We start from the raw sequence: 25,214 nt of genomic DNA on the forward strand, positions 1-25,214 counted from the left end.
GTACTTGCGTACGACGCCAGAGGCCGCCCGAAGGTTGCACCGGGCGCGGTACGGGTGCGGCCATTCGGCCGCCCGGCGACGCGACGGACGCCGGGCGGACCCGGCCCCTCAGACCCCCGCCGGCTCGTCCTCGCCGATGAAGGTGCGCCACAGCCGGGCGTACTGCCCGTCCCGGGCCAGCAGCTCGTCGTGCGTACCGTCCTCGACGACCCGGCCGTGGTCCATCACCACGACCCGGTCGGCGCGGGCGGCCGTGGTCAGCCGGTGGGCCACCACCAGCGTGGTGCGGCGGCCGGTGAGCCGGTCGGTGGCCTGGTTGACCAGGGCCTCGGTGGCGAGGTCCAGGGCCGCGGTGGCCTCGTCGAGCAGCAGGACGTCCGGGTCGACCAGTTCGGCGCGGGCGAGCGCGATGAGCTGGCGCTGGCCGGCCGAGAGGTTGCGGCCGCGCTCGGCGACCTCGTGCAGATAGCCGCCGTCCAGGGTGGCGATCATGTCGTGCGCGCCGACCGCCCTGGCCGCCGCCTCCACCTGCGCGTCGGTGGCGTCGGGCAGACCGTAGGCGATGGCGTCACGGACCGTACCGGCGAAGAGGTAGGCCTCCTGCGGTACGACACCGAGGCGGTGCCGGTAGGCGGTCATGTCGAGCTTGCGCAGATCGGTGCCGTCGGCGGTGACCCGGCCGCCCGTGGGGTCGTAGAACCGGGCGACGAGCTTGACGAGGGTGGACTTGCCCGCGCCCGTCTCCCCGACGAAGGCCACCGTCTGGCCCGCCGGTATGTGCAGGTCGATGCCGGTCAGGGCCTCTTCCTCACCGCCGTACGCGAAGGACACGTCCTCGAACGCGATCTCGCCGCGCAGCGACAGCACGTCCATCGGCTCGTCGGGGTCGGCGGTCGAGGTGGGCTCCTGGAGCAGTTCCTGGATGCGGCCGAGGGAGACGGTGGCCTGCTGGTAGCCGTCGAAGACCTGGGAGAGCTGCTGCACGGGGGCGAAGAACAGGTCGATGTAGAGGAGGTACGCGACCAGGGCACCGGTGGTCAGGGTGCCGTTGTCGACCCGGCCCGCGCCGACGATCAGCACGGCGGCCGCGGCCACCGAGGACAGCAGCTGGACGAACGGGAAGTAGACGGAGATCAGCCACTGGCCGCGCACCCGGGCCTCGCGGTAGTGGTCGCTGCGGTCGGCGTAGCGCCGCGCGCCGTCCTTCTCACGGCCGAACGCCTGCACGATCCGCAGCCCGGAGACGGACTCCTGGAGGTCGCCGTTGACCGCGCTGATGCGTTCACGGGCCAGCTCGTACGCCTGGACGCTCTTGCGGCGGAAGAAGACCGTCCCGATGATCAGCACCGGCAGCGTCGCGAAGACGACCAGGGCCAGCTGGATGTCGAGGACGAGCAGGGCGACCATGATGCCGAAGAAGGTGACCACCGAGACGAACGCGGTGACCAGGCCGGTCTGGAGGAACGTGGACAGCGCGTCCACGTCCGTCGTCATCCGGGTCATGATCTTGCCGGTCAGTTCGCGCTCGTAGTAGTCGAGGCCGAGCCGCTGGAGCTGCGCGAAGATCTTCAGGCGCAGGGAGTAGAGCACCCGCTCGCCGGTGCGGCCCGTCATCCGGGTCTCGCCGACCTGGGCCGCCCACTGCACGACCACGACGAGCAGGGCGATCCCGGAGGCCGCCCAGACCGCGCCGAGCGCGAGCCGGTTGACGCCCTCGTCGATGCCGTGCCGGATCAAGACGGGCAGCAGCAGCCCCATGCCCGCGTCGACGGCGACGAGCGCCAGGCTGACCAGCAGCGGAAGGCCGAAGCCGCGCAGCAGTCGGCGCAGCCCGTAGGACCGCTCCGGCTGTACGGCGCGTGCCTCGTCGACGTCGGGGGTGTCCGTGGCGGGCGGCAGCGCGTCGACCTGGGCGAGGAGTTCGGGGGTGGCGGGCATTCCGGCCGCCCCGGCGGCGGGCGTCTCCTCCTTGCGTATCCAGAGGTCGGGCGTGATGCCCCGCTCGGCGTCGAACTCCGCGTCCAGCTCCTCCAGGAGCGCGCGGTCGTCCTCGGGCGCCGTACCGGGGTCCACGGGCAGATGGCCGGGCGAGGTGCCGCCCAGCTCGTCCGGGTCGGTGAGCAGCCGCCGGTAGAGGGCGGAGCGCTGTTCCAGCTCCTCGTGCGTGCCGATGTCGGCGAGCCGTCCGCCGTCGAGGACGCCGATGCGGTCGGCGAGGCCGAGGGTGGAGCGGCGGTGGGCGATCAGCAGGGTGGTGCGGCCCTCCATCACCTGCTTGAGCGCCTCGTGGATCTCGTGCTCGACCCGGGCGTCGACGGCGGAGGTGGCGTCGTCGAGGAGCAGCAGCCGGGGGTCGGTGAGGATGGCGCGGGCGAGCGCGACGCGCTGGCGCTGGCCGCCGGAGAGGGTGAGCCCGTGCTCGCCGACCTTGGTGTCGTAGCCGAGGGGCAGCTGCGCGATGAACCGGTCGGCCTGGGCGGCGCGGGCGGCCTGCTCGATCTGCTCCTGGGTGGCGTCGGGGAAGCCGTAGGCGATGTTGGCGCGGAGGGTGTCGGAGAACAGGAAACTGTCCTCCGGTACGAGGCCGATGGCGGCCCGGAGCGAGGTCTGGGTGAGCTCGCGGACGTCGTGGCCGCCGACCAGGACGGCGCCGTGCGTCACGTCGTAGAAGCGGGGCAGCAGCAGGGAGACGGTGGACTTGCCGCTGCCGGAGGCGCCGACGAGGGCGACGGTCTCGCCGGGCTCGATGGTGAGCGAGAAGCCGTCGAGGACGGGGTTCTCCTCGTCGTAGCCGAAGCTCACGTCGTCGAACTCGACGCTGGCCGGGGCACCGGCCGGCAGCTCCTTCGTACCGTCCCGCATCGTCGGCTCGGTGTCGATCAGCTCCAGGACACGCTCCACGCCGGCCCGCGCCTGCTGGCCGACGGTGAGGACCATGGCGAGCATCCGGACCGGGCCGATGAGCTGGGCGAGGTAGGTGGAGAAGGCGACGAACGTACCGAGGGTGATCTCGCCCTTCGTCGCCAGCCAGCCGCCGAGGGCCAGCATCGCGACCTGGCCGAGCGCGGGCACGGCCTGGAGGGCGGGGGTGTAGCGCGAGTTCAGCCGGATGGTGCGCAGCCGCCCGGCGAAGAGCCTGCGTCCGACCTCGCGGAGTTTGCCGGTCTCCTGGTCCTCCTGCCCGAACCCCTTGACGACCCGGACTCCGGAGACGGCCCCGTCGACGACTCCGGCGACGGCGGCGGCCTGGCTCTGGGCGTACCAGGTGGCGGGGAAGAGGCGGTTCCGGGAGCGCTGCGCGATGAACCAGAGGGCGGGGGCGACGGCGAGGGCGACAAGGGTCAGCAGCGGCGACAGCCACGCCATGATCACCAGGGAGATGAGGAAGAGCAGGATGTTCCCGATGGTCATCGGGAGCATGAAGAGCAGGCCCTGGATCAGTTGCAGATCGCTGGTGGCTCGCCCGACGACCTGGCCGGTGGACAGTTCGTCCTGCCGTTTCCCGTCGAGGCGGGTGATCGTCGCGTACATCTCCGTACGCAGGTCGTGCTGGACGTCGAGGGCGAGGCGGCCGCCGTAGTAGCGGCGGATGTAGGTGGCGATGTAGACGAGCACCGCCGCGCCTATGAGGAGCCCGGTCCAGACGGCGAGGGAGCGGGTGTGGTCCGTGACGACGTCGTCGATGATCACCTTGGTGATCAGCGGGACGAGCGCCATCACGGCCATTCCGGCGAGCGAGGAGCCGAGCGCCAGCACGACGTTGCGCCGGTACCGCCATGCGTACCCGGTCAGCCGCCGGCCCCACCCCTGTTGGTCTGCGCCCGTCACCCGTGCCTCCCGTTCGACCCCGTGTCCACCTGCTCTACCGCAAGGCACCAACGCCGCGAGCAGTGGATTTCATCCCGCCGCAACAAAAGGGGGACCAGCGACCGAGGCCGAACGGGTCAGGTCGTAGGACCTTCGGCTCCGGGTACGACGGCCTTCGGGTACTACGGCTCCGGGTACGACGGCCATCGGGTACTACGGCTTCGGGTACTACGGCTCCGGGTACGACGGCTCCGGGTACGACGGCTCCGCCGTGAGCATCGCCGTACTACGGCTTCGCCGTGAGCAGCGCCACGCCCGGTGTGCCGGGGACGGCCGGGACGGCTTCCTGCGGGGCGACGGGCAGGGTCGAGGAACGCCAGGACTTGGTGGTCGGGTTCAGATCGCGGTGGACGACGCGGGCGACGGCCTGGATGGTGTTGATGCCGTCGTTCATCGTCTTGTTGTCGTGGGTGAGCACGGTGAGGGCGTAGTCGTGCCCCTTCCCGGTGAAGGCGCCGATGCTGTGCACCCGCCAGCCGTGCGTGGCGCGCGGCAGCCAGCCGTTCTTGACCTGGACGTTCGCCCCGGCCGGGGCTCCGGCGGGGGTGCCCCAGCGCTGTGCGGGGACGACCTTGCGCATCAGGCCGAGCTCATAGGCGCGGGAGGCGTCGGTGAGGACCGCGTTCTTGGCGGTCAGCAGCGTCAGCAGCCGCAGCTCGTCCTGTGCGGTGATCCGGGTCAGGCCCCAGTAGGTGCCGGAGCCGGGCACGGTACGGGTCATCCCGGCCGCCTTCAGGAACGCCTTGACCTTCCCGGCTCCCAGCTGCTTCCACAGAGCGCTGGTCGCGGTGTTGTCCGACTTGGTGATCATGGCGGTGGCGAGGTTCTTCTCGCGCCCGGTCAGCGAGCGGTCCTTCTTCTGGCTGTCCCAGAGCAGCGTCGCCAGGACGGTCGCCTTCACGACGCTCGCGGAGTCGTACGTCTGCGTGCCGCGCAGGGTGCAGGTCGTTTTCGTCGTCCGGTCGTGGAGCGCCACGGCCGCCGTCGACCGGCGCCCCTTGAGCGCGGCGGTGATGTCCCTGGTCAGCTTGACGGCCAGCCGTGTCCTGTCGGAGGTGCAGCTCACCTTGGGTGCGGCGGCGGCCGCCGCGGGCGCGGCCGCGGCCAGCGGCGCGAGCACGGCGGTGGCCAGCGCGGCGGTGGCCAGCGCGGCGGTGGCCAGCGCGGCGGAGAGTATGCCCCGGGACATCCTGCTGCGATGCATGGTCATGAGAGTTCCCGTCCCTGCGTGATACGTACGGGTGCGCCCCCCGGCACACCCAGAACAGACGACTGCCGACCGGCCGAATAGTTGTACGTGGCACCGTGCGGCGTTCCGGAACGGGGCGGGCCGGGTAGTGGGGGACGGCGTAGTGGAGGACGGCCGGAATCGCACGGGCCGGCACGGAACGGACAGATCCCAGGGCGGAGAGACCCATGACCACCGACCAGCTCACCGAGGCGCACCGCTGCGGCAGGCTGTACGCCGCGCTCGCCGAGTTGCAGAAGCTCAGCACGGGCGCGCATCACTCGCTGGGGAGCCCCGGCCCGGCCCAGCAGATCGCCACGGAGCCCCGGAAGCATCTGACCGAGCATCTGGAGAAGGCCGGCAGGTATCTGCTCGACGCGAGGAACCGGGGGAACGGCCCGGCGGCGGCGGCCGTCTTCCGGATGCTCCCCGACCTGCTTCCCGAGGCGAAGGAGCTACCGGGTGACCTGCGGACGGACGAGAAGCGGGAACGGTTCGGGGAGGGACGGGACCAGCAGGCGGCCGAGATCGAGAAGGCGCTCAAGTCCCTGTGACGAGCGCTGCCGTCCCGCTGCCCGGGGTCTCCGCCGACCCGGGACAGCGGTCCCGCCCGGCTACAGGTGCGTCGGCTCGAACATCCGCAGCAGGGCCGGAAGCACGACGACCGACGGGCCCGGGGCGGCCAGGGCCTTCGCCAGGTCGGTGGCCAGGGACTCCGGCGTCGTACGGACGGCGGGGACGCCGAAGGACTCGGCCAGGGCGACGAAGTCCGGGCGGGCCAGGTCCGTCGCGGTGGCCTCGCCGAAGGCTCCCGTCATGTACTCGCGCAGGATGCCGTAGCCGCCGTCGTCGACGATCAGCCAGGTGACGGGCAGGCCGTACTGGCGGGCCGTGGCCAGTTCGGCGAGGGAGTACATCGCGCCGCCGTCGCCGGAGACCGCGAGCACCGGCCGCGTGGGGTCGGCCGCCGCCGCGCCGATGGCCGCCGGGAAGCCGTAGCCGAGGCCGCCGGCACCCTGGGCCGAGTGCATGGTGTTGGGGTGGCGGGCGTCGAACGCGGACCAGGCCCAGTAGGCCAGGATCGTCATGTCCCAGAAGCTGGGGGCCGTGTCGGGCAGGGCCTCGCGCACGGAGGCGAGGACCCCCTGCTCCAGGGTGAGGTCCTGGGCGTCGATCCGGGCCCGTACCTTCTCCAGCACCGTACGCACTCGCCCGGCCGCGTCCTCGTCCGGGCGCTCCGTCACCGCTTCGAGGAGGTCGGCGAGCGCCTCGCGGGCGTCGGAGTGGATACCGAGAGCGGGATGGTTGGACTCCAGCTTCCCGGCATCGGCCTCGATCTGGATGACCCGGCCGCGCGGGCTGAACGTGTGGTAGTTCGAGGACAGTTCACCGAGTCCGGAGCCGACGACGAGCAGGACGTCGGCGGACTCCAGGAAGTCCGTCGTGTGCCGGTCCTCCAGCCAGGAGCGCAGCGAGAGCGGGTGCTCCCACGGGAACGCGCCCTTGCCGCCGAACGTGGTGACGACCGGGGCGTTGATCCGCTCGGCGAGCGCGCGCAGCTTGCCGCTCGCGTCGGAGCGTACGACTCCGCCGCCCGCGATGATCGCCGGACGCTCGGCGTTCGACAGGAGGTGGGCGGCGGCCACGGTCAGTTCGGGGCGCGGGTGGACCTCGCGAGGGGTGGCGTCCATCGCGCTGACGACCGGCAGCACGGTCCCGGCCAGCAGCACGTCCTGCGGGATCTCCACCCAGACCGGGCCGTGCGGGGCGGTCAGCGCGGACTCCCAGGCGGCGGCGATCGCGGACGGGATCTGCGAGGCCGAACGGACGGTGTGCACGGACTTCACGATGTCGCGGAACGACGCCTGCTGATCGCGGAGTTCGTGCAGATAGCCGTGCCGGCCGCCACCCAGACCGGCCGTCGGGATCTGGCTGGAGATCGCGAGCACCGGGGCGGACGCGGCGGCCGCCTCCTGGAGGGCGGCGAGCGAGGTGAGCGCGCCGGGTCCGGTGGAGAGCAGCAGGGGCGCCACTTCCCCGGTGATCCGGCCGTAGGCGTCGGCGGCGAAGCCCGCGTTGTTCTCGACGCGCAGGCCGACGTACGAGAGGGAGGAGCGGCGCAGCGCGTCGAACATGCCGAGCGCGTGCTGGCCGGGCAGCCCGAAGACGGTGGTCGCGCCGAGCCCCTGGAGGGATTCGACCACGAGGTCGCCGCCATTGCGTCCCGGCGGGGGGCTGAGGGCGGCCTCGGCCTGGGCGGGTGTGAGCCGCGGCCGGTCGTCGTGGTCGTGGCTCACTTGGCCTGCTTCCCCTTCGCCGCCGCGATCTGCCGGGACATGATCGTCGTCAGTTCGTACGCGGTGTGGGAGGCGGCGACGGAGGTGATCTCGGCGTGGTCGTACGCGGGCGCGACCTCGACCAGGTCGGCGGAGACCAGGTGGCAGGAGGCGAGCCCGCGCAGGATCTCCAGCAGTTCGCGGGAGGTGAGGCCGCCGGCCTCGGGGGTGCCGGTGCCGGGGGCGTGCGCCGGGTCCAGGACGTCGATGTCGATGGAGATGTAGAGCGGCCGGTCCCCGATGCGCTGGCGCAGCTGGTCGGCGATCTCGTCGACGCCGCGCCGCATGACATCGGCCGAGGTGACGATGCCGAAGCCCATCTTCTCGTCGTCGGTGAGGTCCTGCTTGCCGTACAGCGGGCCGCGGGTGCCGACGTGGGAGAGGGCCGAGGTGTCGAGGATGCCTTCCTCGACGGCCCGCCGGAACGGGGTGCCGTGGGTGTACTCGGCACCGAAGTAGGTGTCCCAGGTGTCCAGGTGGGCGTCGAAGTGGAGCAGCGCGACCGGGCCGTGCTTCTTGGCGACGGACCGCAGCAGGGGCAGCGCGATGGTGTGGTCGCCGCCGAGCGTCATCAGCCGGGCGCCGGTGCCGAGCAGATCGTCGGCGGCGGCCTCGACCGTCTCGACGGCCTCGTTGATGTTGAACGGGTTGGCCGCGATGTCACCCGCGTCGGCGACCTGGGCGAGGGCGAACGGCGAGGCGTCCTGGGCCGGGTTGTACGGGCGCAGGAGCCGGGACGCCTCACGGATCGCGTTGCCGCCGAAGCGGGCGCCGGGCCGGTAGGAGACCCCGCTGTCGAAGGGCACGCCGACGACGGCGACATCGGCGGCGCCGACCTCGTCGAGGCGGGGCAGCCGGGCGAACGTCGCGGGTCCGGCGTACCGCGGGACGCGGGAGGAGTCGACGGGGCCGCGCGGCGCTGCGTTGCTGCTCATGGGTCGGGGTGCCTTTCCTTCGGGTGATACGCGCTTTGTGGGCGTTCGTACGGTATTCAGTGTGCGGGGTGGTTCCGGGTGCGGGGGCCGGGGTGCGCGGGGCCTGGATGCGGGGGTACGCGGGGCCGGGGTGCGCGGGGCCGTCTCGCACAACGGATTCGGGGGTTCGTATGTGGTTCGTGTGTGGTGAAGACGGTAGGTGGCCGGGCAGTGGTGCTGAAGTGTACGTTTCATCCATTCTTGACACGCTGACTGGATGGATCATCCATGCCGGACCTGCCCGCCGGGCCGCCCACCCCGCCGATCCCGCTGGCCGCGCTCCTGGCGAGGGAGGAGCTCGGGCTGCGCCGGATCGCGGGGCCGGTCCACGCGGACCTGCTGTGGGTGCACACCTCGGAGATGGCCGACCCGTACCCGTATCTGCTCGGCGGTGAGCTGCTGCTGAGTGCCGGGGTGCTGCTCACGGACCCGGACCGCTTTGTCGCCCGGCTGGTGGAGGCGGGGGCGGCGGCGCTGGGCTTCGGGGTGCGGCCGGTGCACGAGACGGTGCCGCGGGCGCTGGTCGAGGCGTGCGAGCGGCACGGCCTGCCGCTGATCGAGGTGCCGCCCGAGACGCCCTTCACCGCCATCGCGCGGGCGGTGTGGCGGCTGATGTCCGAGGCGCGCCACCGCGAGCTGCGCCGGGTGACCCGCGCGCAGCAGGCCCTGGCGACGGCGGCGGCCCGCCCCGACCCGGTGCCCGCGGTACTGCGGCAGCTCGCCGCGCAGCTCGGGGGCCGGGCGGCGCTGCTGACGGCGGGGGGCGAGGAACTGCACGGGGCGGGCAGCCGCCCGGCACCGGAGGTGCGGGAGGCGCTGAGGCGGCTGGCGAGGGTGGTGACCCCGGGCGAACCGCCCTCCCCCGCGTCACCGGCTTCCGCGCCCATGGCTCCCACGCCTCCGGCTCCCGTGTCACCGGCTCCCGCGTCGGCGACGGACACGTGCGGCGAGGCGCAGTTGTCCGCGTACGCGCTGGGAGGCGGTCAGGGCCTGGTGCTGGCCCTGGCGACCCGGCGGCGCGGGACGGGTGACCACACGGTGGCCGGTATCGCGGTCGTCCTGCTCTCCCTGCTGGCCGCCCCGCACCAGGGCGCCGACGCGGCGGGCCGTTCGGCCGCGCTCGTACGGATGCTGCTGGGCGCGGCTCCGCAGGAGGTGACCCCGCTGCTGGGCGGCGAGGGCCCCTGGACCGTGGTGCACGCCCGCCGCACGGACGGCTCCACCGCCGGCCCGCTCACCGCCGGGGCCCTCGGCGCCTCCCTCGGCTCCGCCCTGGTCGACGCGGGCAGGGGTGGCGACGCGGTACGGATCGTGCTCACCGGCCCCGCCCCGCTCACCCCGCAGCCGGGCTGGACACTCGGCGCGTCGTCCCCGGTGCCCGTCGGGGACCTCGACGCCGCCGACACCCGGGCGGCCCGCGCCCTGGGCCACGCCGAGGCGACCCGCACCCCGCTGGAGGTCGGCTCCCCCGCCTCCGGCCTCGCCGCCCTGATCCCCCCGGACCGCGCCGCCGCCCACGCCCGCGCCCTCCTCGCCCCGCTCACCGCACCCCTGGCCGACACCCTGCGCTGCTGGCTGTCCCTGCACGGCAACTGGGACCGCACGGCGGTGGCCCTCTCCGTCCACCGCAACACCGTCCGCCAACGCGTCGGTCGGTGCGCGGAGTTGCTGGACATGGACCTGAACGACATGGACGTACGGACGGAGTTGTGGTTCGCGCTGCGCCGGACGTGAGACCGGGCCACGAAGGGCGCGGTGGCGGCCGCGCCGGGTGAGTACGGCTTCGCCCCCGCAGTCCGGATCAGCCCCGCCCCGCAGTCCCACCCCTCACCACTCCCGGGCCGCGATCAGCTCCTCGCCGTCCGCGTCCTCGAAGCCGTACGCCGTCGCGATGAACCAGAACGCCTCGCCTATCTCCTCGCGGGCCACGGTCTCGATCTCGCTGCCCGCCGCGTCGAACTCCGCCTCCAGGTCGTTGAACGCCTCGGTCGCGACCTCGGTCAGCGCGTACAACGCCGCCAGGTCCGCGGGGTTTTCGGCCTCGATCCGCTCGCACAGGCGGAACAGGATCGCCTTGCCCTTGTCGAGCACGTGGTCCGGGTAGTAATCGTCCTCGTACAGCGGGAGCAGGAACGTGTACTCGGCCACCCGCTCGTTCGTGATCGCCATGGCGACCCCCCTTGCCCGTCCGAAGGCCCGAAGGCCGAAAGCCGAAAGATCCGACTCCCCGATCCTGCACCACGCCACTGACAACACCGCCGGGCCGGGGTGTGCGCGTGCCGAGCATCACCCTGGACAGGCACCTTGACTGCCGGGTAACTTCAGTAGGAATGGCTGAGCAAGCGCTTAGCCCTGCTGACGAAGCCGAAGCTGACAGCTCACAAGGAGGCACCCCGTGCGCCGTACGGTATTCAACGAGGACCACGAGGCGTTCCGGGAGACCATCCGCGCCTTCATCAAGGCCGAGGTCGCGCCGGTCTACGACGAGTGGTTCGCCGCCGGCCAGGTGCCGCGCGAGTTCTACCACAAGCTCGGTGAGCTGGGCGTCTTCGGCATCGAGGTCGACGAGGAGTACGGCGGCGCGGGCATCGAGTCGCACAAGTACGAGGCCGTCATCTACGAGGAGACCTCCCGCGCGGGTGTCTCCTTCGGCGGCTCCGGCGTGCACACGCTACTCGGCCTGCCGTACATCAAGATGCTCGCCACCGACGACCAGAAGAAGCGCTGGCTGCCGAAGTTCGCCACCGGTGAGGAGATGTGGGCGCTCGCGATGACCGAGCCCGGCACCGGCTCCGACGTCGCGGGCATGAAGACCACCGCCAAGCTCTCCGAGGACGGCACGCACTACGTCCTCAACGGCGCCAAGACGTTCATCACCGGTGGGGTGCACGCCGACCGCGTGATCGTCTGCGCCCGCACCTCCGCCCCGCGCGAGGACGACCGCCGCTTCGGCATCTCCCTCTTCGCCGTCGACACCACGTCCGAGGGCTACTCGGTCGGCCGCAAGCTCGACAAGCTCGGCCTGCGCACCTCCGACACCGCCGAGCTGGCGTTCGTCGATGTCAAGGTCCCGGCCGAGGACCTGCTCGGCGAGGAGAACAAGGGCTTCGGCTACCTCGGCACCAACCTGGCCTCCGAGCGCTGGGGCATCGCCTTCGGCGCGTACGCGCAGGCCGCTGCCGCCGTCCGGTTCGCCCAGGCCTATGTCCAGGACCGTACGGTCTTCGGCAAGACGGTCGCCTCGTTCCAGAACACCAAGTTCGAGCTGGCCGCCTGCCAGGCCGAGGTCGACGCCGCCCAGGCCGTCGCCGACCGCGCGCTGGAGGCCCTCGACGCGGGCGAGCTGACCCCCGCCGAGGCCGCGTCCGCGAAGCTGTTCTGCACCGAGGTGGCGCACCGTGTCATCGACCGCTGCCTCCAGCTCCACGGCGGCTACGGCTACATGAACGAGTACCCGATCGCCCGCCTGTACGCGGACAACCGGGTCAACCGGATCTACGGCGGCACCAGCGAGGTCATGAAGTCGATCATCGCCAAGTCCATGGGTCTGTAGAGCGGCCACGTTCCTTTCATGAGCGCACCACTCGACTCCCTGCTCGATCTGCTCGACCTGGAGCAGATCGAGCGGGACATCTTCCGGGGCCTGAGCCGCAGCGCGGTCGTGCCCCGTGTCTTCGGCGGCCAGGTCGCGGCCCAGGCGCTGGTCGCCGCGGGCCGTACCGTCCCGGCCGACCGGGGAGCCCACTCCCTGCACGCGTACTTCCTCCGCGCGGGGGATCCGGGCGCGCCGATCGTGTACAGCGTCGACCGGATCCGCGACGGGAAGTCCTTCACCACCCGCCGGGTCGTCGCCGTCCAGCACGGCCAGCCGGTCTTCCACCTCTCCGCGTCCTTCCAGACGTACGAGGACGGGCTGGAGCACCAGGCCGGCATGCCGGCCGCGCCGGATCCGGAGACGCTGCCCACGGCCGCCGAGATGCTGCCCCGGTACGCGGACCGGTTCAGCGACCCCGGGGTCGTGGACCGGCTGATCGAGGCGCGGGCCGCCGTCGACCTGCGGTACGTGGACGCCCCGCCGTTCGGGACGGTCGGTGAACCCCGCGATCCCCGCTCCCAGGTGTGGTTCAGGACCAACGGCAAGCTCGCGGACGATCCGCTGCTGCACGTCTGCATGGCCACGTACGTCTCCGACATGACGCTCCTCGACTCGGTGCTGCTCGCCCACGGGCGCGGCGGCTGGGCGGTCGGGGACGTGGTGGGCGCCAGCCTGGACCACGCGATGTGGTTCCACCGTCCCTTCCGGGCCGACGAATGGCTGCTGTACGACCAGGAGTCGCCCTCGGCGTCCGGCGGGCGCGGTCTGGGCCAGGCCCGGATCTACACGCAGGACGGGCAGCTGGCGATCACCGTCATCCAGGAGGGCGTGGTCCGGGTCCCCCGGGACTGAACAGGCCGAAGTCCGTCGATTCGGACATACTCCCCACCATGAGCGACGAGAAGTCCGGTGGTGGGGAGTCCGCGTTCACGGTCGTCGTGGCGGCGGTCGCCAATCTCGGCATCGCCGTGGCGAAGGCCGTCGCGGGGCTGATCAGCGGATCGAGCGCGATGCTCTCCGAGGCCGCGCACTCGGTGGCCGACACCGTCACCGAGGTCATGCTCCTCACCGCGCTCCGGCGGAGCGGGAAGCCGGCCGACGAGGACCATCCCCTCGGCTACGGCCCCGAGCGCTACATCTGGGCGATGCTCGCCTCCATCGCGACGTTCGTCGGCGGCGCCGTCTTCTCCGTGTACGACGGCGTCCACACCCTCGTCGAGGGCGAGGATCTCGGCGATCCGCTCATCTCGTACATCGTGCTCGGCGTCGCCTTCGTGCTGGAGGGCTACTCCCTGCGCACCGGCGTCAAGCAGGTGCGGCGCGAGGCGTCGAGGCTGCGCGTCCCGGACGCGTACTACCTCCGCCACACCCCCGACACCGCGGTCAAGGCCGTCGTGATGGAAGACTCGGCGGCCCTGATCGGTCTGCTGCTGGCCGCGGGCGGGCTGCTCGGCGGGCAGCTCTCCGGGTCCGGCGTCTGGGACGGCATCGCCTCCGTCCTGATCGGCGTGCTGCTCGTGTACGTGGCCTGGGTGCTCGGCCGGTCCAACGCCCAGCTGCTGATCGGCCGTCCGCTGCCGAAGGCGATGCGGGCGGGGGTCCGCGAGGAACTGCTCTCGGTCCCGCACATCGTGGACGTACTGGAGCTGACCACGCTGATCCAGGGGCCGGACGAGATCCTGATCGCCGCGAAGATCGACTTCCGGGACATGGCCGGCGCCGAGCAGGTCGAGTGGGCCTGCGAGGAGGCGGAGGCGCAGTTGCGGGAACGCTTTCCGTCCATCCACCGCGTCTATCTCGATCCGACGCCGGGGCCCGGACAGCGGGCTGCGCGCCGGGCGCGCGGAACCGGGTGAGGCGTCACCCTCCGTCGCCTCCGTCGCCTCCGTCGCCTCCGTCGCCTCCGTCGCCTCCGTCGCGTCCCAACGCGCCCCCACGCGTCCCCTCACGCCCAATCGCGTGCATCATGGGCTGTCACAGGGCAATGCGCGGAATGGTGCGGCATTCCGCGCACGCGGAAAATCATACGGTTTCCGGGACAGGATGACCTTTCAGGAAAACCATTCCGGAGAGTAGCGCTCATGGTGCCCTTTCACCCCCCGACACCGCCTTTCCCGTCCGCCGGTCCGAAGCGGAGAATCATTCGCCGCAGGCCCGTGGTCGCCGCCGCGGTGCTGACGCCTCTGCTCGCCCTGGGCGTCATTCGGACAGCGGACGCCATTCCGTCGTCGAACAACCTCGACAACAAAGGGCGCGGCCTGAATATCCTGCTCGTCGGCACGGACGGCCGGGACACGATCACCCCGCGGGAAAAGAAGAAATTCCGCCTGGGCGGCGTCGCCTGCGACTGCACGGACACCATGATGCTGGTCCATATCGCGCAGAACCGGAAAAGGGCCTCCGTCGTCAGCATCCCGCGCGACTCCTTCGCCCAGCTCCCCGCGCACCAGGACCGGCGCACGGGTGAGCGGCACGGAACGCACCCGGTGAAGATCAACGGGGCGTACGCCGAGGGCGGCGCCGGACTCTCGATGCGTACCGTCGAGAAGATGACCGGCGTGACGATCGACCGCTTCCTCGCCGTCGACTTCTCCCGCTTCATGAAAGCCGTCGACGCCATCGGCGGGGTCGACATCTGTACCGCGCGCCCGCTGAAGGACCCCGTGACCGGACTCGGCCTCTCCCCCGGCACCCACCGGCTCAACGGCGGCGAATCGCTCCGGTTCGCCCGCTCACGCAAGGTCGACGGTTCCGCCGACTTCGGCCGTATGCAGCGGCAGCAGCGGTTCGTCGTCTCGTTCATCAAGAAACTCCGGGCCGACGGAACAATGCGCAGCCCTGCCCGGCTCGCGAAACTCACCGACGTGCTGCTCTCCGGCCCCCGCACGGAAAGGAATGTCACTCTGCCCGACCTGGTCTCCCTGGCCCGGGACATGCGCGGCATCACGCTCTCGTCGCTCGAATTCGCCTCCGTACCCGTCAAGGGCTTCCACCCCGACATCGAGGGCGTCGGATCGACGATCGACTGGGACGAGGAGAAGGCGGACGCCGTGTTCGCGACCATGCGGAAGGACCGGCCGCTGTCCGAGGCGAAGGCGGCGCTCCCCTCCCGGCCGGGCGCCACCACCGCACGCCAGGGTGAGTTCGTGCCCGTCAAGGGCTCGCGCATCGGCTGCGGCTGACCCGGGCGGGCGCCCGTGGGCCGCCGGGCTCCCCCGCCCCGGTCAGAGCAGCCCGGCCGCGTCCAGGAGGTAGTCCGTCATCGGGTCGTAGAAGCGCGGGTCGGTGACGTGGTCGTCCAGGGGGACGGTGACCTGGAGGGTGCCCTCGGACTCACCGAGGAACAGGGCCGGGTCGTTGCAGTCCGCGTAACCGATCGAGTCGAGCCCGCGCTGCCCCGCGCAGCCCGCCCAGCCGTGGTCGGCGACGACCAGGTCGGGCAGCGGCCGGCCCTGCTGCTCCATGGCGTCCAGGATGGCCGCCATCGGGGCCGGCGAGTGCGTGTGCCACAGGGTCGCCCCGCGCTCCAGTACGGCGACGTCCGCGAACTGGAAGACCATGCCCTCGTCCGCCATCAGCCCTGACGGAATCCGGACGATCTCGCAGCCCGCCCGGCGCAGGGCGTCCGCCGTCTGCCGGTGCACGTCCAGCAGACCGCCGGGGTGGCCGGTGGCGAACAGGACGCGCTCGGAGCCCGCAGCCGCCTTGCGCAGCCGCGCCGCCATCCGCTCCAGGCCGTCGACCGTCAGCTCCGGATCGATGGTGTCCTGGCCCACCCGGTGTGCGGGGTCGTCGTTCACTCCGCACCGCTCGGCCATGACGGCGAGCACGTCCTGCTCATCGGCCCAGCGGTCGCCGAGCTCCAGGCCCAGCCAGTAGTGACGGTCGCCGTTGGCGAGCTTGCGGTAGTGGGAGAGGTTGTTGTCGCGGGGTGTGGCGACATCACCTGCGATACGCGTACGGACGAGGTGGTCGACGAGGGCGGCGCGGCTGGGTATCGGCATGCACCCATTGTGCCGCCCTGTGTGCGCATCGCGCCGGGTGTCCTGCTCACCGGGCGGCGCGGGGGAACGCCCTTCGTGCCCCGTCGTACACCCGGCGCCCCTCCCCGTGCCCACGCCGCCGGTCGGCCATCGCCCGCTCGCCGGCCCCGCGTCGCACCCGTCGCCCGCCGCGCCCCGTCCCCCTCGCCGACCCCGGCGTCAGCCCCTCGTGCGGCCCGGCGCCCCCGCCCGGCGGAAGTCTTCCCGTGCTGTTCACCCCCGCGTGACCTGCCGCTTCGTGGCCCGGACGGGCCCGGCGTCTCGAATGGATCCGCACAGAGGTCTGGACCACCTGAGTCACGCCAATCCCGTGTCCAATTCCGCCTGTTCCCCCCGTGACGGGCAAGTGGTCTATACCTTTGCTACTAGGGTGGGCCACCTGAAACCGCTACATACGCAGCCGTGGGGGGCTTTATGAGCGTGTGTCACCTTCCGCAACCACCTTCCGACGACGAGCTCTACTGGTACTTCGGCCCACAGCGCCGTTGGGTCCTGGTCAGCAGTTCACTCGCCTTCGTGTTCACGGCGGCGACGATGTTCACCTTCGCGCTCCGGACACCCGCCCTGTGGGCGTTCCTCGCGGTCCTCGGCCTGAATGTCGTGGCCCTCGTCCTCTCCTCACTGAACAGCCTTCGCCAGCGCCGGCTGACCCGGCAGTCGCACGACGTACTCGTGCGCGCCTGGCAGCCCGCCGAGCTGCCCGGAGTCGATCTCTATCTGCCGACCTGCGGGGAGCCGCTGCCCGTCCTCGCCAACGCCTACCGCGCCGTCGCCGCCGTGGACTGGCCCGGGGCACTGACCGTCTGGGTGCTGGACGACGCCGACCGGCCCGAGGTCGCCGCGCTCGCCGCCGAGCACGGCTACACCTATGTCGTCCGGCCCGACCGGGGGCACCTGAAGAAGGCGGGCAACCTCAACCACGCGCTCACCCTCAGCGGTTCGGAGTTCATCGCGATCCTGGACGCCGACTTCGCACCCCGGCCGGACTTCCTGCGCCACCTCGTCCCGTATCTGGCCGATCCCGCTGTCGGCATCGTGCAGAGCCCGCAGTGCTTCGACACCGACGAGGGCATGGACTGGATCCAGCGGGCCGCCGGATCGGCGCAGGAGTGGTTCTTCCGCTGGATCCAGCCGTCGCGCGACGCGAGCGACGCCGCCATCTGCTGCGGCAGCAACGCCGTCTACCGGCGCAGCGCGATCGACCTGGCGGGCGGCTTCGCCCCGCTCGACCACAGCGAGGACCTGTACACCGGACTCGCCCTGTACGAACGGGGGTTCCGCACCCAGTACGTGCCGGTACTGGTGGCCAAGGGCACCTCCCCGGACCATGTCACCGCCTTCGTCAACCAGCAGTACCGCTGGGCGATGGGGAACCTGCATCTGCTCGGGACACCCGTGCTGCGGCGGATGCGGGCGCCCTGGCGGATGCGGCTGTGCTTCTACGAGGGCATCGTCGGCTACCTGGCCACCGCGGTGAACACCTTCGCGGCACCGCTGCCGCCGCTGGTCATGATGTTCCTGTACCCGGACCACATCCGCCCCTGGCACGTGCTTCCGCTCCTCGCGCCGCTCTGGCTCTGGCATGTGCTGCTGCCGCGCGTCAGCCGTACCCGCTGGCGTGTGGAGGTGATCCGCGCCAACGTCCTCACGAGCGTCGCCGCCGCGACCGCGTTCCTGCACACCCTGCGGGGCCGCAGCGCCGCCTGGGTACCCACCGGCGCACGCGGCACCGGCACCCGGGGCGGGATGGCCCGCCGGGTGGTGGGCGTCTCGCTGGGCTGGCTCGTCGTGTCCAACGGAGCCGCCGCGGCCGGACTCGCGCTGGCCGTCGCCCGCAACGGCTGGGAGCCCAACTGGGGCCTGGGGCTGTACCTCCTGGTGCAGTGCCAGATCAATGTGCCGCTGATCCGGGACCTGCTGGCCGAGCTGCGTACGCCGGCGAAGGCCACGGACCGGGCGGCCCGCAGGAACGCACGACGGTCCGCACGCCGTGACGTACAACAGTCCGCGCGCCATGACGCACGCCGTGACATCCGCCGTGACGCCCGACTGTCCGCAGGCCGGAACGCCAGCCGGAACCCGGTCCGGAACACAGGCCGGAACCCGGGCCGGGTCCCCGGCCGGTCCGCGAGCCCCGGCCGGTCCGCGAGCCCCGTCGTCACCCGGCTCCGCGTCCCGACCGGCATGCTCCCCCGGCGCTGGCCCGAGACCCTCGCCGCCACCGCCGTCCTTCTCCTGACCGGCCTGCTCGCTTCCGGGCTCGTCAACCCGATGCTCCCCTGGCTGAGTTGAGCTGACGTGAAAGGCATCATCTCCATGCCGTTCCCCGTGACCCCGCGCCGGCGCCGCAACGGCGTCCCGCCCGGCGCACCTCCCACCGCCGGTCCCGCCGGTCCCACCGGTCCCACCGGTCCAGGCGGCGAATCCGGGCCGAGCCCGCACCGGTCCACGTTCCGGCCCGACATCGAGGGCCTGCGCGCGGTGGCCGTGCTCGCGGTCCTCGCCTTCCACGCCGGGATACCCGGCATGGCGGGCGGGTTCGTCGGGGTGGACGTCTTCTTCGTCATCTCCGGCTACCTGATCACCGGACTGCTGGTCCGGGAGGCGATCACCACCGGCCGGATCCGGCTCGGCGACTTCTTCTCCCGCCGCGCCCGGCGGCTGCTGCCCTCGGCCGCCGTGGTGCTCGCCGCCGTGGCGGTGGCCGGTGCCTGGCTGACCGTACCGCTGCGGCGGACCGACCTGGAGTACGACGTCGTGGCGGCGGCGCTGTCCGTCGCCAACTGGCGGTTCGTCTCCCAGCAGACCGACTACCTCGCCGCCGGGCACGGCCAGAGCCCGTTGCTGCACTTCTGGTCCCTCGCGGTGGAGGAGCAGTTCTATCTGTTCTGGGCCCCGCTGCTGGCGGTGATCGTGATCGGTGCGGCCCGCGCGGTCCGCCGGGGACGGGCGGTACGCGGTGTCGTGGCCCTGGTCACGGCGGTACTGGCGCTCGGCTCGTTCGCCCTGTCCCTGCACTGGACCGGCTCCTCCGTCTCACTGGCGTACCTCGGGACGCCCTCGCGGGTCTGGCAGTTCGGGGCCGGGGCGCTGCTCGCCCTGCTGCCCTGGCACCTGATGCGCGGGCCGCGCCCGCTGCGTCTGCTGTGCGGCTGGGCCGGGGCCGGGGCGATCGTCTGGTGCGTCCTGTCGTACGACGCGAGCACCCCGTACCCCGGGTACGCCGCGCTCGTGCCGACCCTGGCCACGGCGGCCGTCATCCTGGCCGCGATCCCCGGCCGGGGCGAGCGCCTCGCCGAGGGGCCGTACGGGGTGGGGCGGCTGCTGGCGGGGCGCGCACCGCGTGCGGTCGGGCGGCTCTCCTACAACCTCTATCTGTGGCACTGGCCCGTGCTCGTACTGGCCGAAGCCCGGTTCGGGGTGCTCGGCTGGCCCGCGCGGACCGCGCTGACCCTGGCATCGGCGCTGCCCGCGCTGGCCACCCTGCGCTGGGTGGAGCAGCCGCTGCGCCGCAGCCGTACGGTGTCCGAACTGCCCCGGCGCGGGCTGGCGGTGGGCGTCTCGGCGATCATCCTCCCGGTGGTGCTGGCGCTGGTGGTGGGCACCACGACGCTCCGGCTGCTGGGCCCGGCCACCCCGGTCGATCTGCGAGGGCTTCCGCCGGGTGCCGCCGCCGGGCCCTCGCTGCTGGCCCGGGACGCCGGTGCGCCGCTCGCCGGCGGGCCCGTGGTGCCCAACCCCGTACAGGCGCGGAAGGACTTCCCGCCGGACGGCGCCTGCGAGGTCGCGCCCGCCGTGACCCGCAGCCCCGAGTGCCTGTTCGGCGCGACGGACAGCCCGGACCGGATCGTGCTGCTCGGCGACTCGCACGCCGGGCAGTGGTTCTCCCCGATGCTCGCGCTGGCCGCCGAACGCGGCTGGGCGCTCCAGGAGTTGGTGAAGCAGGGCTGCCCGCTGCCCCGGCTCACGGTGGACAGTCCCCAGTTGGGCCGCGTCTACCGGGAGTGCGACGTCTGGCGGGCGGACGCGCTGGAGCGGCTGCGGGAGCAGCCGAAGCCCAGGCTCATCGTGATCTCCTCGCTCAACCGCTACACCGCCGACCCCGGACTCCTCGCGGACGGCTGGGAGAAGACGCTGAAGCCGCTGCGCGCGCTCGGGGTGCCGATCGTCTACATCGAGGACACCCCCGTACCCGGTACGGACGTCCCCGCGTGTGTCTCCGGCAGCCCCGGGGACCCGGGCGCGTGCGCGTTCGCCCGGAAGGACGCCGTGCCGGCCGATCCGCTGGCCCGGCGGATCGCGTCGGGCGCGCTGCCCGGCGTACGGAGCATCAGCGTGAACCCCGTGCTGTGCCCGGGGAACGGGCCGGACTGCCCCGCCGTACGGGACAGGGTCCTGCTCTACCGGGACGACGCCCATCTGACCAATGCGGCCGCCGTCGTGCTGGCTCCCCGGCTGGAGCGGCTGCTCGGCGAGGCCGGGGCGCTGCCCGTACCCGGGGTATCGGGAACGCCCGCGCCGAGCGGCCCCGCCGCCCCCGGGGCCGGCGGCTGGACCGAGCTGTTGCGCGACGACTTCGACGGTCCGGCGGGCAGCCGCCCGTCCGCCGCGCACTGGCAGTACGACCTCGGCACCTGCTACCCGGGCTGCCCCGCGCCGCAGTGGGGCACGGGGGAGATCGAGACCATGACCGACTCGGCCGACAACGTCCGGCTCGACGGGAGGGGCGCGCTGGAGATCGTCCCCACCAGGAAGGCGGGCGAGTGGAGTTCGGGCCGGATCGAGACCCGGCGCTCCGACTTCGCGCCGCCGACCGGCGGGGTGCTGCGGATCGAGGCGTCGATCGCGCTGCCGGATGTCACGGGGGCCGGGGCGGCGGGCTACTGGCCGGCCTTCTGGACCCTGGGCGCGCCGTTGCGTGACGGCTACACGGGGTGGCCGGGGGTCGGGGAGCTGGACATCATGGAGTCCGTCAACGGCCGGGACACCGTCTTCGGCAGCATGCACTGCGGTGTCATGGAGGGCGGCCCCTGCGAGGAGCCGGTGGGGCGGACGTCCGGGCCGCAGCCGTGCCCCGGCTGCCGTACGGAGTTCCACTCGTACGCCGTCGAGGTCGACCGCTCCCCCGGCGCGGAGGAGGTCCGCTGGTATCTGGACGGGCGTGCGTACCACCGGGTGACGGCCGCCTCGATGGACGCCGGTACCTGGAAGCGGGCGGTGGACCACGGGGTGTTCCTGATCCTGAACGTGGCCGTCGGCGGCAAGCTCCCGCTCGCGGACGGGGCGGCTCCCGGACCGGCCACCGAGCCCGGCCACCCGATGCGCGTCGACCACGTCACCGTCTCGGCCCGAAAGGGGGTCGCCGCCGGGCGGTAGAGGCTGTCCGCGGGCTCTACGCGTGGGGCCGGGCCGGCCGTCGTCCGGGCCGGCCCCACAGCGTCATCGCGCGCAGCAGCCACTCCACCGGGCCGAGCCGGTGGCGCCGCATCAGCCGGGCTGACACGGCGAGTTGGCAGACGTAGAAGAGCAGCGCCCCGGCCAGGACGGTGGCCGCGCCCACCCTGCCGTACAGCGCGGCCCCGTAGCCGGTGAAGACCAGGGCCATGGCGAGCGACTGCGTCAGGTAGTTGGTCAGGGCCATCCGGCCCGCCGGGGCGAGCCGGGCGGCGAGTGCCGCGCCGCGCGGGGTGGTGAACCAGAGCAGGAGGCCGCTCGCGTAGGCGGCGGTCAGCGCCGGGGCGGTCACCATGCCGACGACGAACATCGGGATCTCCCAGCGGGCGGACATCGGCCCGACCGTGCCCGCCGCCATGAGCGCCCCGCCGGGCAGGCCCACGAGGAGTCCCACCAGGAGGATCCGGCGCAGCCGGTCGGTGCGGCCGACGAGGCCGGTGAGCAGGCGGCGCTTGCCCGCCGCGTAGCCGACCAGGAACGCGGTGACGACCATGCCGCCCATCATGAACAGCCCGACCAGGATGTCCGGCCAGGACCCGATGTTCGCGCGGAGCACATCACCCGCGCCGCCCCGGTAGGCGGCGGTCAGGTCGGCGGCCCGCGCGGCGATTTCGGCGGCCTCGCCGTCGTCGGCCGGGTCCAGCAGCGCGACGCCCGCCGCGGCGAGCAGGTAGAGGGCGGCCACGGCCCCGTACACCCACAGGGCGGCGCGCCACATCCTGGCCGGGCCGGCGTCGCGGGCGGCGAACAGGATCAGGCCGAGCACGGCGTACGTGGTGAGGATGTCGCCGGGGTAGAGCAGGGCGGCGTGCAGGACACCGAGGACGAACAGGCCGAGGAGCCGGCGCAGCGTCCGCGGTGCGAAGCGGGCGCCGTCGCGTTCGGCCGAGGTCATCTGGAGCGTGAAGCTGTAGCCGAAGAGGAACGAGAACAGCAGGTAGAACTTGGTGTGCACGAACATCGTGACCAGCCACAGCGCGGTGTAGTGCACACCATCGGTGAGCGGGCCGCCGCCGCGCGTGCCCTCGATCCCCGACATCACCATGACGTTGGCGAGGAAGATCCCGCAGAGCGCGAAGCCGCGCAGGGCGTCGACCTCCACGATCCGCTGCCGCAGGGGTGCGGCCGGTTCCTGGCGCGAGTGTGTGACGGCCATCCGTCGGGTCCCCCTCGTTCGTCCTGCGGTCGTCCCGGGGCATGGCGGTGCCGCTCGTCCCCCGCGGGGAGACGCGGTCGCGCCCCTCGGGGTTGCCCGTCGAGGGCGCCGGGGACCGCCGGCCGCGCGCCGGCGCGAACCGGCGGCCGATGCTGCCGCGCGCTGCCGCGAACCCACCGCCGGCCGCCCGAACCCGCTGTCGCCCGCGCGCGCTAGCGCGGAGCGGCCGCCGCCTCGAACGCTCCGCGTGCCAGCCGGTGCAGCAGCGCCGCCGTCGCCGCACGGTCGGGAAGGGCCTCGGGGCGGGCCAGGTGCGGGGTGGAGTTCAGCAGGCCGAAGACGGCGTGGACGGTGACCCGGGCCTCGTCCTCGGCAACGTCCGGGTAGAGCTCGCGGACGACGCCGACCCAGACCTCGACGTACTGGCGCTGGAGCCGGCGCACCCGCTTGCGGTCCGTGTCGCGCAGCCGGTCCAGCTCACGGTCGTGGAGGGTGATCAGGGGGCGGTCGTCCAGAGCGAAGTCGATGTGCCCCTCGATGAGCGCGTCGAGCAGGGCCCGGGGGGAGCCGTCCCCGTCGGCCGCGTCCTGCGACACACGGAGCCGGCCGCCCTCCAGCAGGCGCTCGCTGATGCCCACCAGCAGCTCGGCGAGCATCGCGTCCTTCCCGGGGAAGTGGCGGTACAGACCGGGGCCGCTGATCCCGACGGCGGCCCCTATCTCGTCGACGCCGACGCCGTGGAAGCCGCGCTCGGCGAAGAGGCGGGCGGCCTCCCGGAGGATCTGCTCGCGGCGGGTCGGAGCCGCGACGCGGGCGGCGGCATGGGTGCTCATGGGCATTCATTCTAGACAGGGCCGTTAGCGCTCGTTAACCTGAACGCAATGCGTTAACGCTCATTAACTATCGCGGTACGGGCAAGGGGGCTCGACACGATGCAGCAGGCACCGGTCCTGGCGAGCGCGGCCGATCCCGCCTCGGAGGCCTGGCAGGCCAACGAGGCGGCGCATCACGCGCTCGCCGGAGAGCTGCGCACGCGGCTCGCCACGGCACGGCTCGGCGGGGGTGAGAAGGCCCGCGCCCGGCATGTGGCGCGCGGCAAGCTGCTGCCCCGGGAGCGGGTGGACACCCTGCTCGACCCGGGCTCGCCCTTCCTGGAGCTGGCCCCGCTGGCCGCCGAGGGGCTGTACGGGGGCGCCGCCCCGGCGGCCGGGGTGATCGCCGGAATCGGGCGGGTCAGCGGCCGGGAGTGCGTGATCGTCGCCAACGACGCCACGGTCAAGGGCGGCACGTACTACCCGATGACCGTGAAGAAGCACCTCCGCGCCCAGGAGGTGGCGCTGGAGAACCGGCTGCCGTGCCTGTATCTGGTCGACTCGGGCGGGGCCTTCCTGCCGATGCAGGACGAGGTGTTCCCCGACCGGGACCACTTCGGGCGGATCTTCTACAACCAGGCCCGGATGTCGGGGGCCGGCATCCCGCAGATCGCGGCGGTGCTCGGGTCCTGCACGGCGGGCGGGGCGTACGTCCCCGCGATGAGCGACGAGGCCGTCATCGTCCGCAACCAGGGCACGATCTTCCTCGGCGGTCCGCCGCTGGTGAAGGCGGCGACCGGTGAGGTCGTCACGGCCGAGGAGCTGGGCGGCGGCGAGGTCCACTCCCGTACGTCGGGGGTCACCGACCATCTCGCGGAGGACGACGCGCACGCGCTGCGGATCGTCCGGAACATCGTGGCCACCCTGCCGGAGCGCGGGGCGCTCCCCTGGTCCGTACGGCCGGCCGAGGAGCCGAAGGTCGACCCCGCAGGTCTGTACGGGGCGGTGCCGGTCGACTCCCGGACGCCCTACGACGTGCGCGAGGTGATCGCCCGGGTCGTGGACGGCTCGCGGTTCCAGGAGTTCAAGGCGGAGTACGGCACGACGCTGATCACCGGCTTCGCCCGTATCCACGGCCACCCGGTCGGCATCGTCGCCAACAACGGCATCCTGTTCTCCGAGTCCGCCCAGAAGGGCGCGCACTTCATCGAGCTGTGCGACCAGCGCGGCATCCCGCTCGTCTTCCTCCAGAACATCTCCGGCTTCATGGTCGGCCGGGACTACGAGGCGGGCGGCATCGCCAAGCACGGCGCGAAGATGGTCACGGCGGTGGCCTGCACACGGGTGCCGAAGCTGACCGTGGTGGTCGGCGGGTCCTACGGGGCGGGCAACTACTCCATGTGCGGCCGGGCCTACAGCCCCCGCTTCCTGTGGATGTGGCCCAACGCCAAGATCTCCGTGATGGGCGGGGAGCAGGCCGCCTCCGTCCTGGCGACCGTCAAGCGCGACCAGCTCGGCGACGACTGGAGCGCCGAGGACGAGGACGCCTTCAAGGCGCCGATCCGCGAGCAGTACGAGACCCAGGGCAACGCGTACTACGCCACCGCCCGGCTCTGGGACGACGGTGTGATCGACCCGCTGGACACCCGCCAGGTGCTGGGGCTCGCACTGACGGCCTGCGCCAACGCCCCGCTGCCCCAGAAGGACCCGGCCGGGCCCGGCTTCGGCGTCTTCCGGATGTGAGGAACA

Annotated in this window: 17 protein-coding genes; 9 read left to right on the plus strand and 8 right to left on the minus strand. The window is 72.5% G+C overall.

Annotated features, from left to right (window positions below; all coding sequences use genetic code 11):
* Positions 1-108 precede the first annotated feature (108 nt).
* Positions 109-3,828 carry an ABC transporter ATP-binding protein gene (locus tag OHA98_RS32980; protein WP_266931202.1) on the minus strand — a complete coding sequence of 1,240 codons (3,720 nt, stop codon included), beginning with the start codon at positions 3,826-3,828 and terminating at the stop codon, positions 109-111.
* 265 nt (positions 3,829-4,093) lie between these two features.
* A complete protein-coding gene (locus OHA98_RS32985; RefSeq protein ID WP_266931204.1) occupies positions 4,094-5,077 on the minus strand; it encodes a serine hydrolase in 984 nt (327 codons plus the stop codon).
* A gap of 206 nt (positions 5,078-5,283) precedes the next feature.
* Here OHA98_RS32985 and OHA98_RS32990 point away from each other — a divergent pair, with 206 nt between their 5' ends.
* A complete protein-coding gene (locus OHA98_RS32990) occupies positions 5,284-5,649 on the plus strand; it encodes a hypothetical protein (protein WP_266931206.1) in 366 nt (121 codons plus the stop codon).
* 60 nt (positions 5,650-5,709) lie between these two features.
* On the opposite strand, the gene OHA98_RS32995 is transcribed toward OHA98_RS32990, so the two are convergent.
* Positions 5,710-7,392, minus strand: coding sequence for a thiamine pyrophosphate-binding protein (locus tag OHA98_RS32995; protein ID WP_266931208.1), 1,683 nt, complete (start codon positions 7,390-7,392; stop codon positions 5,710-5,712).
* Positions 7,389-8,366 (minus strand): agmatinase, encoded by a 978-nt coding sequence (gene speB / locus OHA98_RS33000; RefSeq protein WP_266931210.1) that lies wholly within the window; start codon positions 8,364-8,366, stop codon positions 7,389-7,391. Before speB ends, OHA98_RS32995 begins: the two co-directional genes overlap by 4 nt.
* 267 nt (positions 8,367-8,633) lie before the next feature.
* Between speB and OHA98_RS33005 the strand changes: the two genes are divergently transcribed.
* Complete coding sequence (locus OHA98_RS33005; RefSeq protein WP_266931212.1) at positions 8,634-10,139, plus strand: PucR family transcriptional regulator; 1,506 nt, start codon at positions 8,634-8,636, stop codon at positions 10,137-10,139.
* Positions 10,140-10,232: 93 nt separating this feature from the next.
* On the opposite strand, the gene OHA98_RS33010 is transcribed toward OHA98_RS33005, so the two are convergent.
* A complete protein-coding gene (locus OHA98_RS33010; RefSeq protein ID WP_266931214.1) occupies positions 10,233-10,574 on the minus strand; it encodes a DUF5713 family protein in 342 nt (113 codons plus the stop codon).
* 226 nt (positions 10,575-10,800) lie between these two features.
* Here OHA98_RS33010 and OHA98_RS33015 point away from each other — a divergent pair, with 226 nt between their 5' ends.
* From OHA98_RS33015 to OHA98_RS33030, 4 genes are all read left to right on the plus strand, one after another.
* Entirely contained in the window at positions 10,801-11,958 is a 1,158-nt protein-coding gene (locus OHA98_RS33015; protein WP_266931216.1) for an acyl-CoA dehydrogenase family protein, read from the plus strand.
* 18 nt (positions 11,959-11,976) lie between these two features.
* A complete protein-coding gene (locus OHA98_RS33020; protein ID WP_266931218.1) occupies positions 11,977-12,852 on the plus strand; it encodes an acyl-CoA thioesterase II in 876 nt (291 codons plus the stop codon).
* Positions 12,853-12,890: 38 nt separating this feature from the next.
* Positions 12,891-13,856: a cation diffusion facilitator family transporter gene (locus tag OHA98_RS33025; protein WP_266931220.1), complete on the plus strand. Its 966-nt coding sequence runs from the start codon at positions 12,891-12,893 to the stop codon at positions 13,854-13,856.
* A gap of 300 nt (positions 13,857-14,156) precedes the next feature.
* Positions 14,157-15,182 carry an LCP family protein gene (locus OHA98_RS33030; RefSeq protein ID WP_266931222.1) on the plus strand — a complete coding sequence of 342 codons (1,026 nt, stop codon included), beginning with the start codon at positions 14,157-14,159 and terminating at the stop codon, positions 15,180-15,182.
* Positions 15,183-15,224: 42 nt separating this feature from the next.
* On the opposite strand, the gene OHA98_RS33035 is transcribed toward OHA98_RS33030, so the two are convergent.
* Positions 15,225-16,004, minus strand: coding sequence for a phosphatase (locus tag OHA98_RS33035; protein WP_266931223.1), 780 nt, complete (start codon positions 16,002-16,004; stop codon positions 15,225-15,227).
* A 453-nt stretch (positions 16,005-16,457) separates the two neighbouring features.
* On the opposite strand from OHA98_RS33035, the gene OHA98_RS33040 reads away from it, so the two are divergent.
* Together OHA98_RS33040 and OHA98_RS33045 are read left to right on the plus strand one after the other, a co-directional pair.
* Positions 16,458-18,335 (plus strand): cellulose synthase catalytic subunit, encoded by a 1,878-nt coding sequence (locus OHA98_RS33040; protein ID WP_266931225.1) that lies wholly within the window; start codon positions 16,458-16,460, stop codon positions 18,333-18,335.
* Positions 18,336-18,359: 24 nt separating this feature from the next.
* Positions 18,360-21,419: an acyltransferase family protein gene (locus OHA98_RS33045; RefSeq protein ID WP_266931227.1), complete on the plus strand. Its 3,060-nt coding sequence runs from the start codon at positions 18,360-18,362 to the stop codon at positions 21,417-21,419.
* A gap of 16 nt (positions 21,420-21,435) precedes the next feature.
* Here the strand turns inward: OHA98_RS33045 and OHA98_RS33050 are convergent, their stop codons facing one another.
* Positions 21,436-22,653: a DUF418 domain-containing protein gene (locus tag OHA98_RS33050; protein ID WP_266931229.1), complete on the minus strand. Its 1,218-nt coding sequence runs from the start codon at positions 22,651-22,653 to the stop codon at positions 21,436-21,438.
* Between the two features lie 212 nt (positions 22,654-22,865).
* Positions 22,866-23,486 carry a TetR/AcrR family transcriptional regulator gene (locus OHA98_RS33055; protein ID WP_266931230.1) on the minus strand — a complete coding sequence of 207 codons (621 nt, stop codon included), beginning with the start codon at positions 23,484-23,486 and terminating at the stop codon, positions 22,866-22,868.
* A gap of 99 nt (positions 23,487-23,585) precedes the next feature.
* Between OHA98_RS33055 and OHA98_RS33060 the strand changes: the two genes are divergently transcribed.
* Positions 23,586-25,208: a carboxyl transferase domain-containing protein gene (locus tag OHA98_RS33060; protein ID WP_266931232.1), complete on the plus strand. Its 1,623-nt coding sequence runs from the start codon at positions 23,586-23,588 to the stop codon at positions 25,206-25,208.
* Positions 25,209-25,214: the final 6 nt, after the last annotated feature.

This window comes from Streptomyces sp. NBC_00654, assembly GCF_026341775.1.
GTDB lineage: Bacteria > Actinomycetota > Actinomycetes > Streptomycetales > Streptomycetaceae > Streptomyces.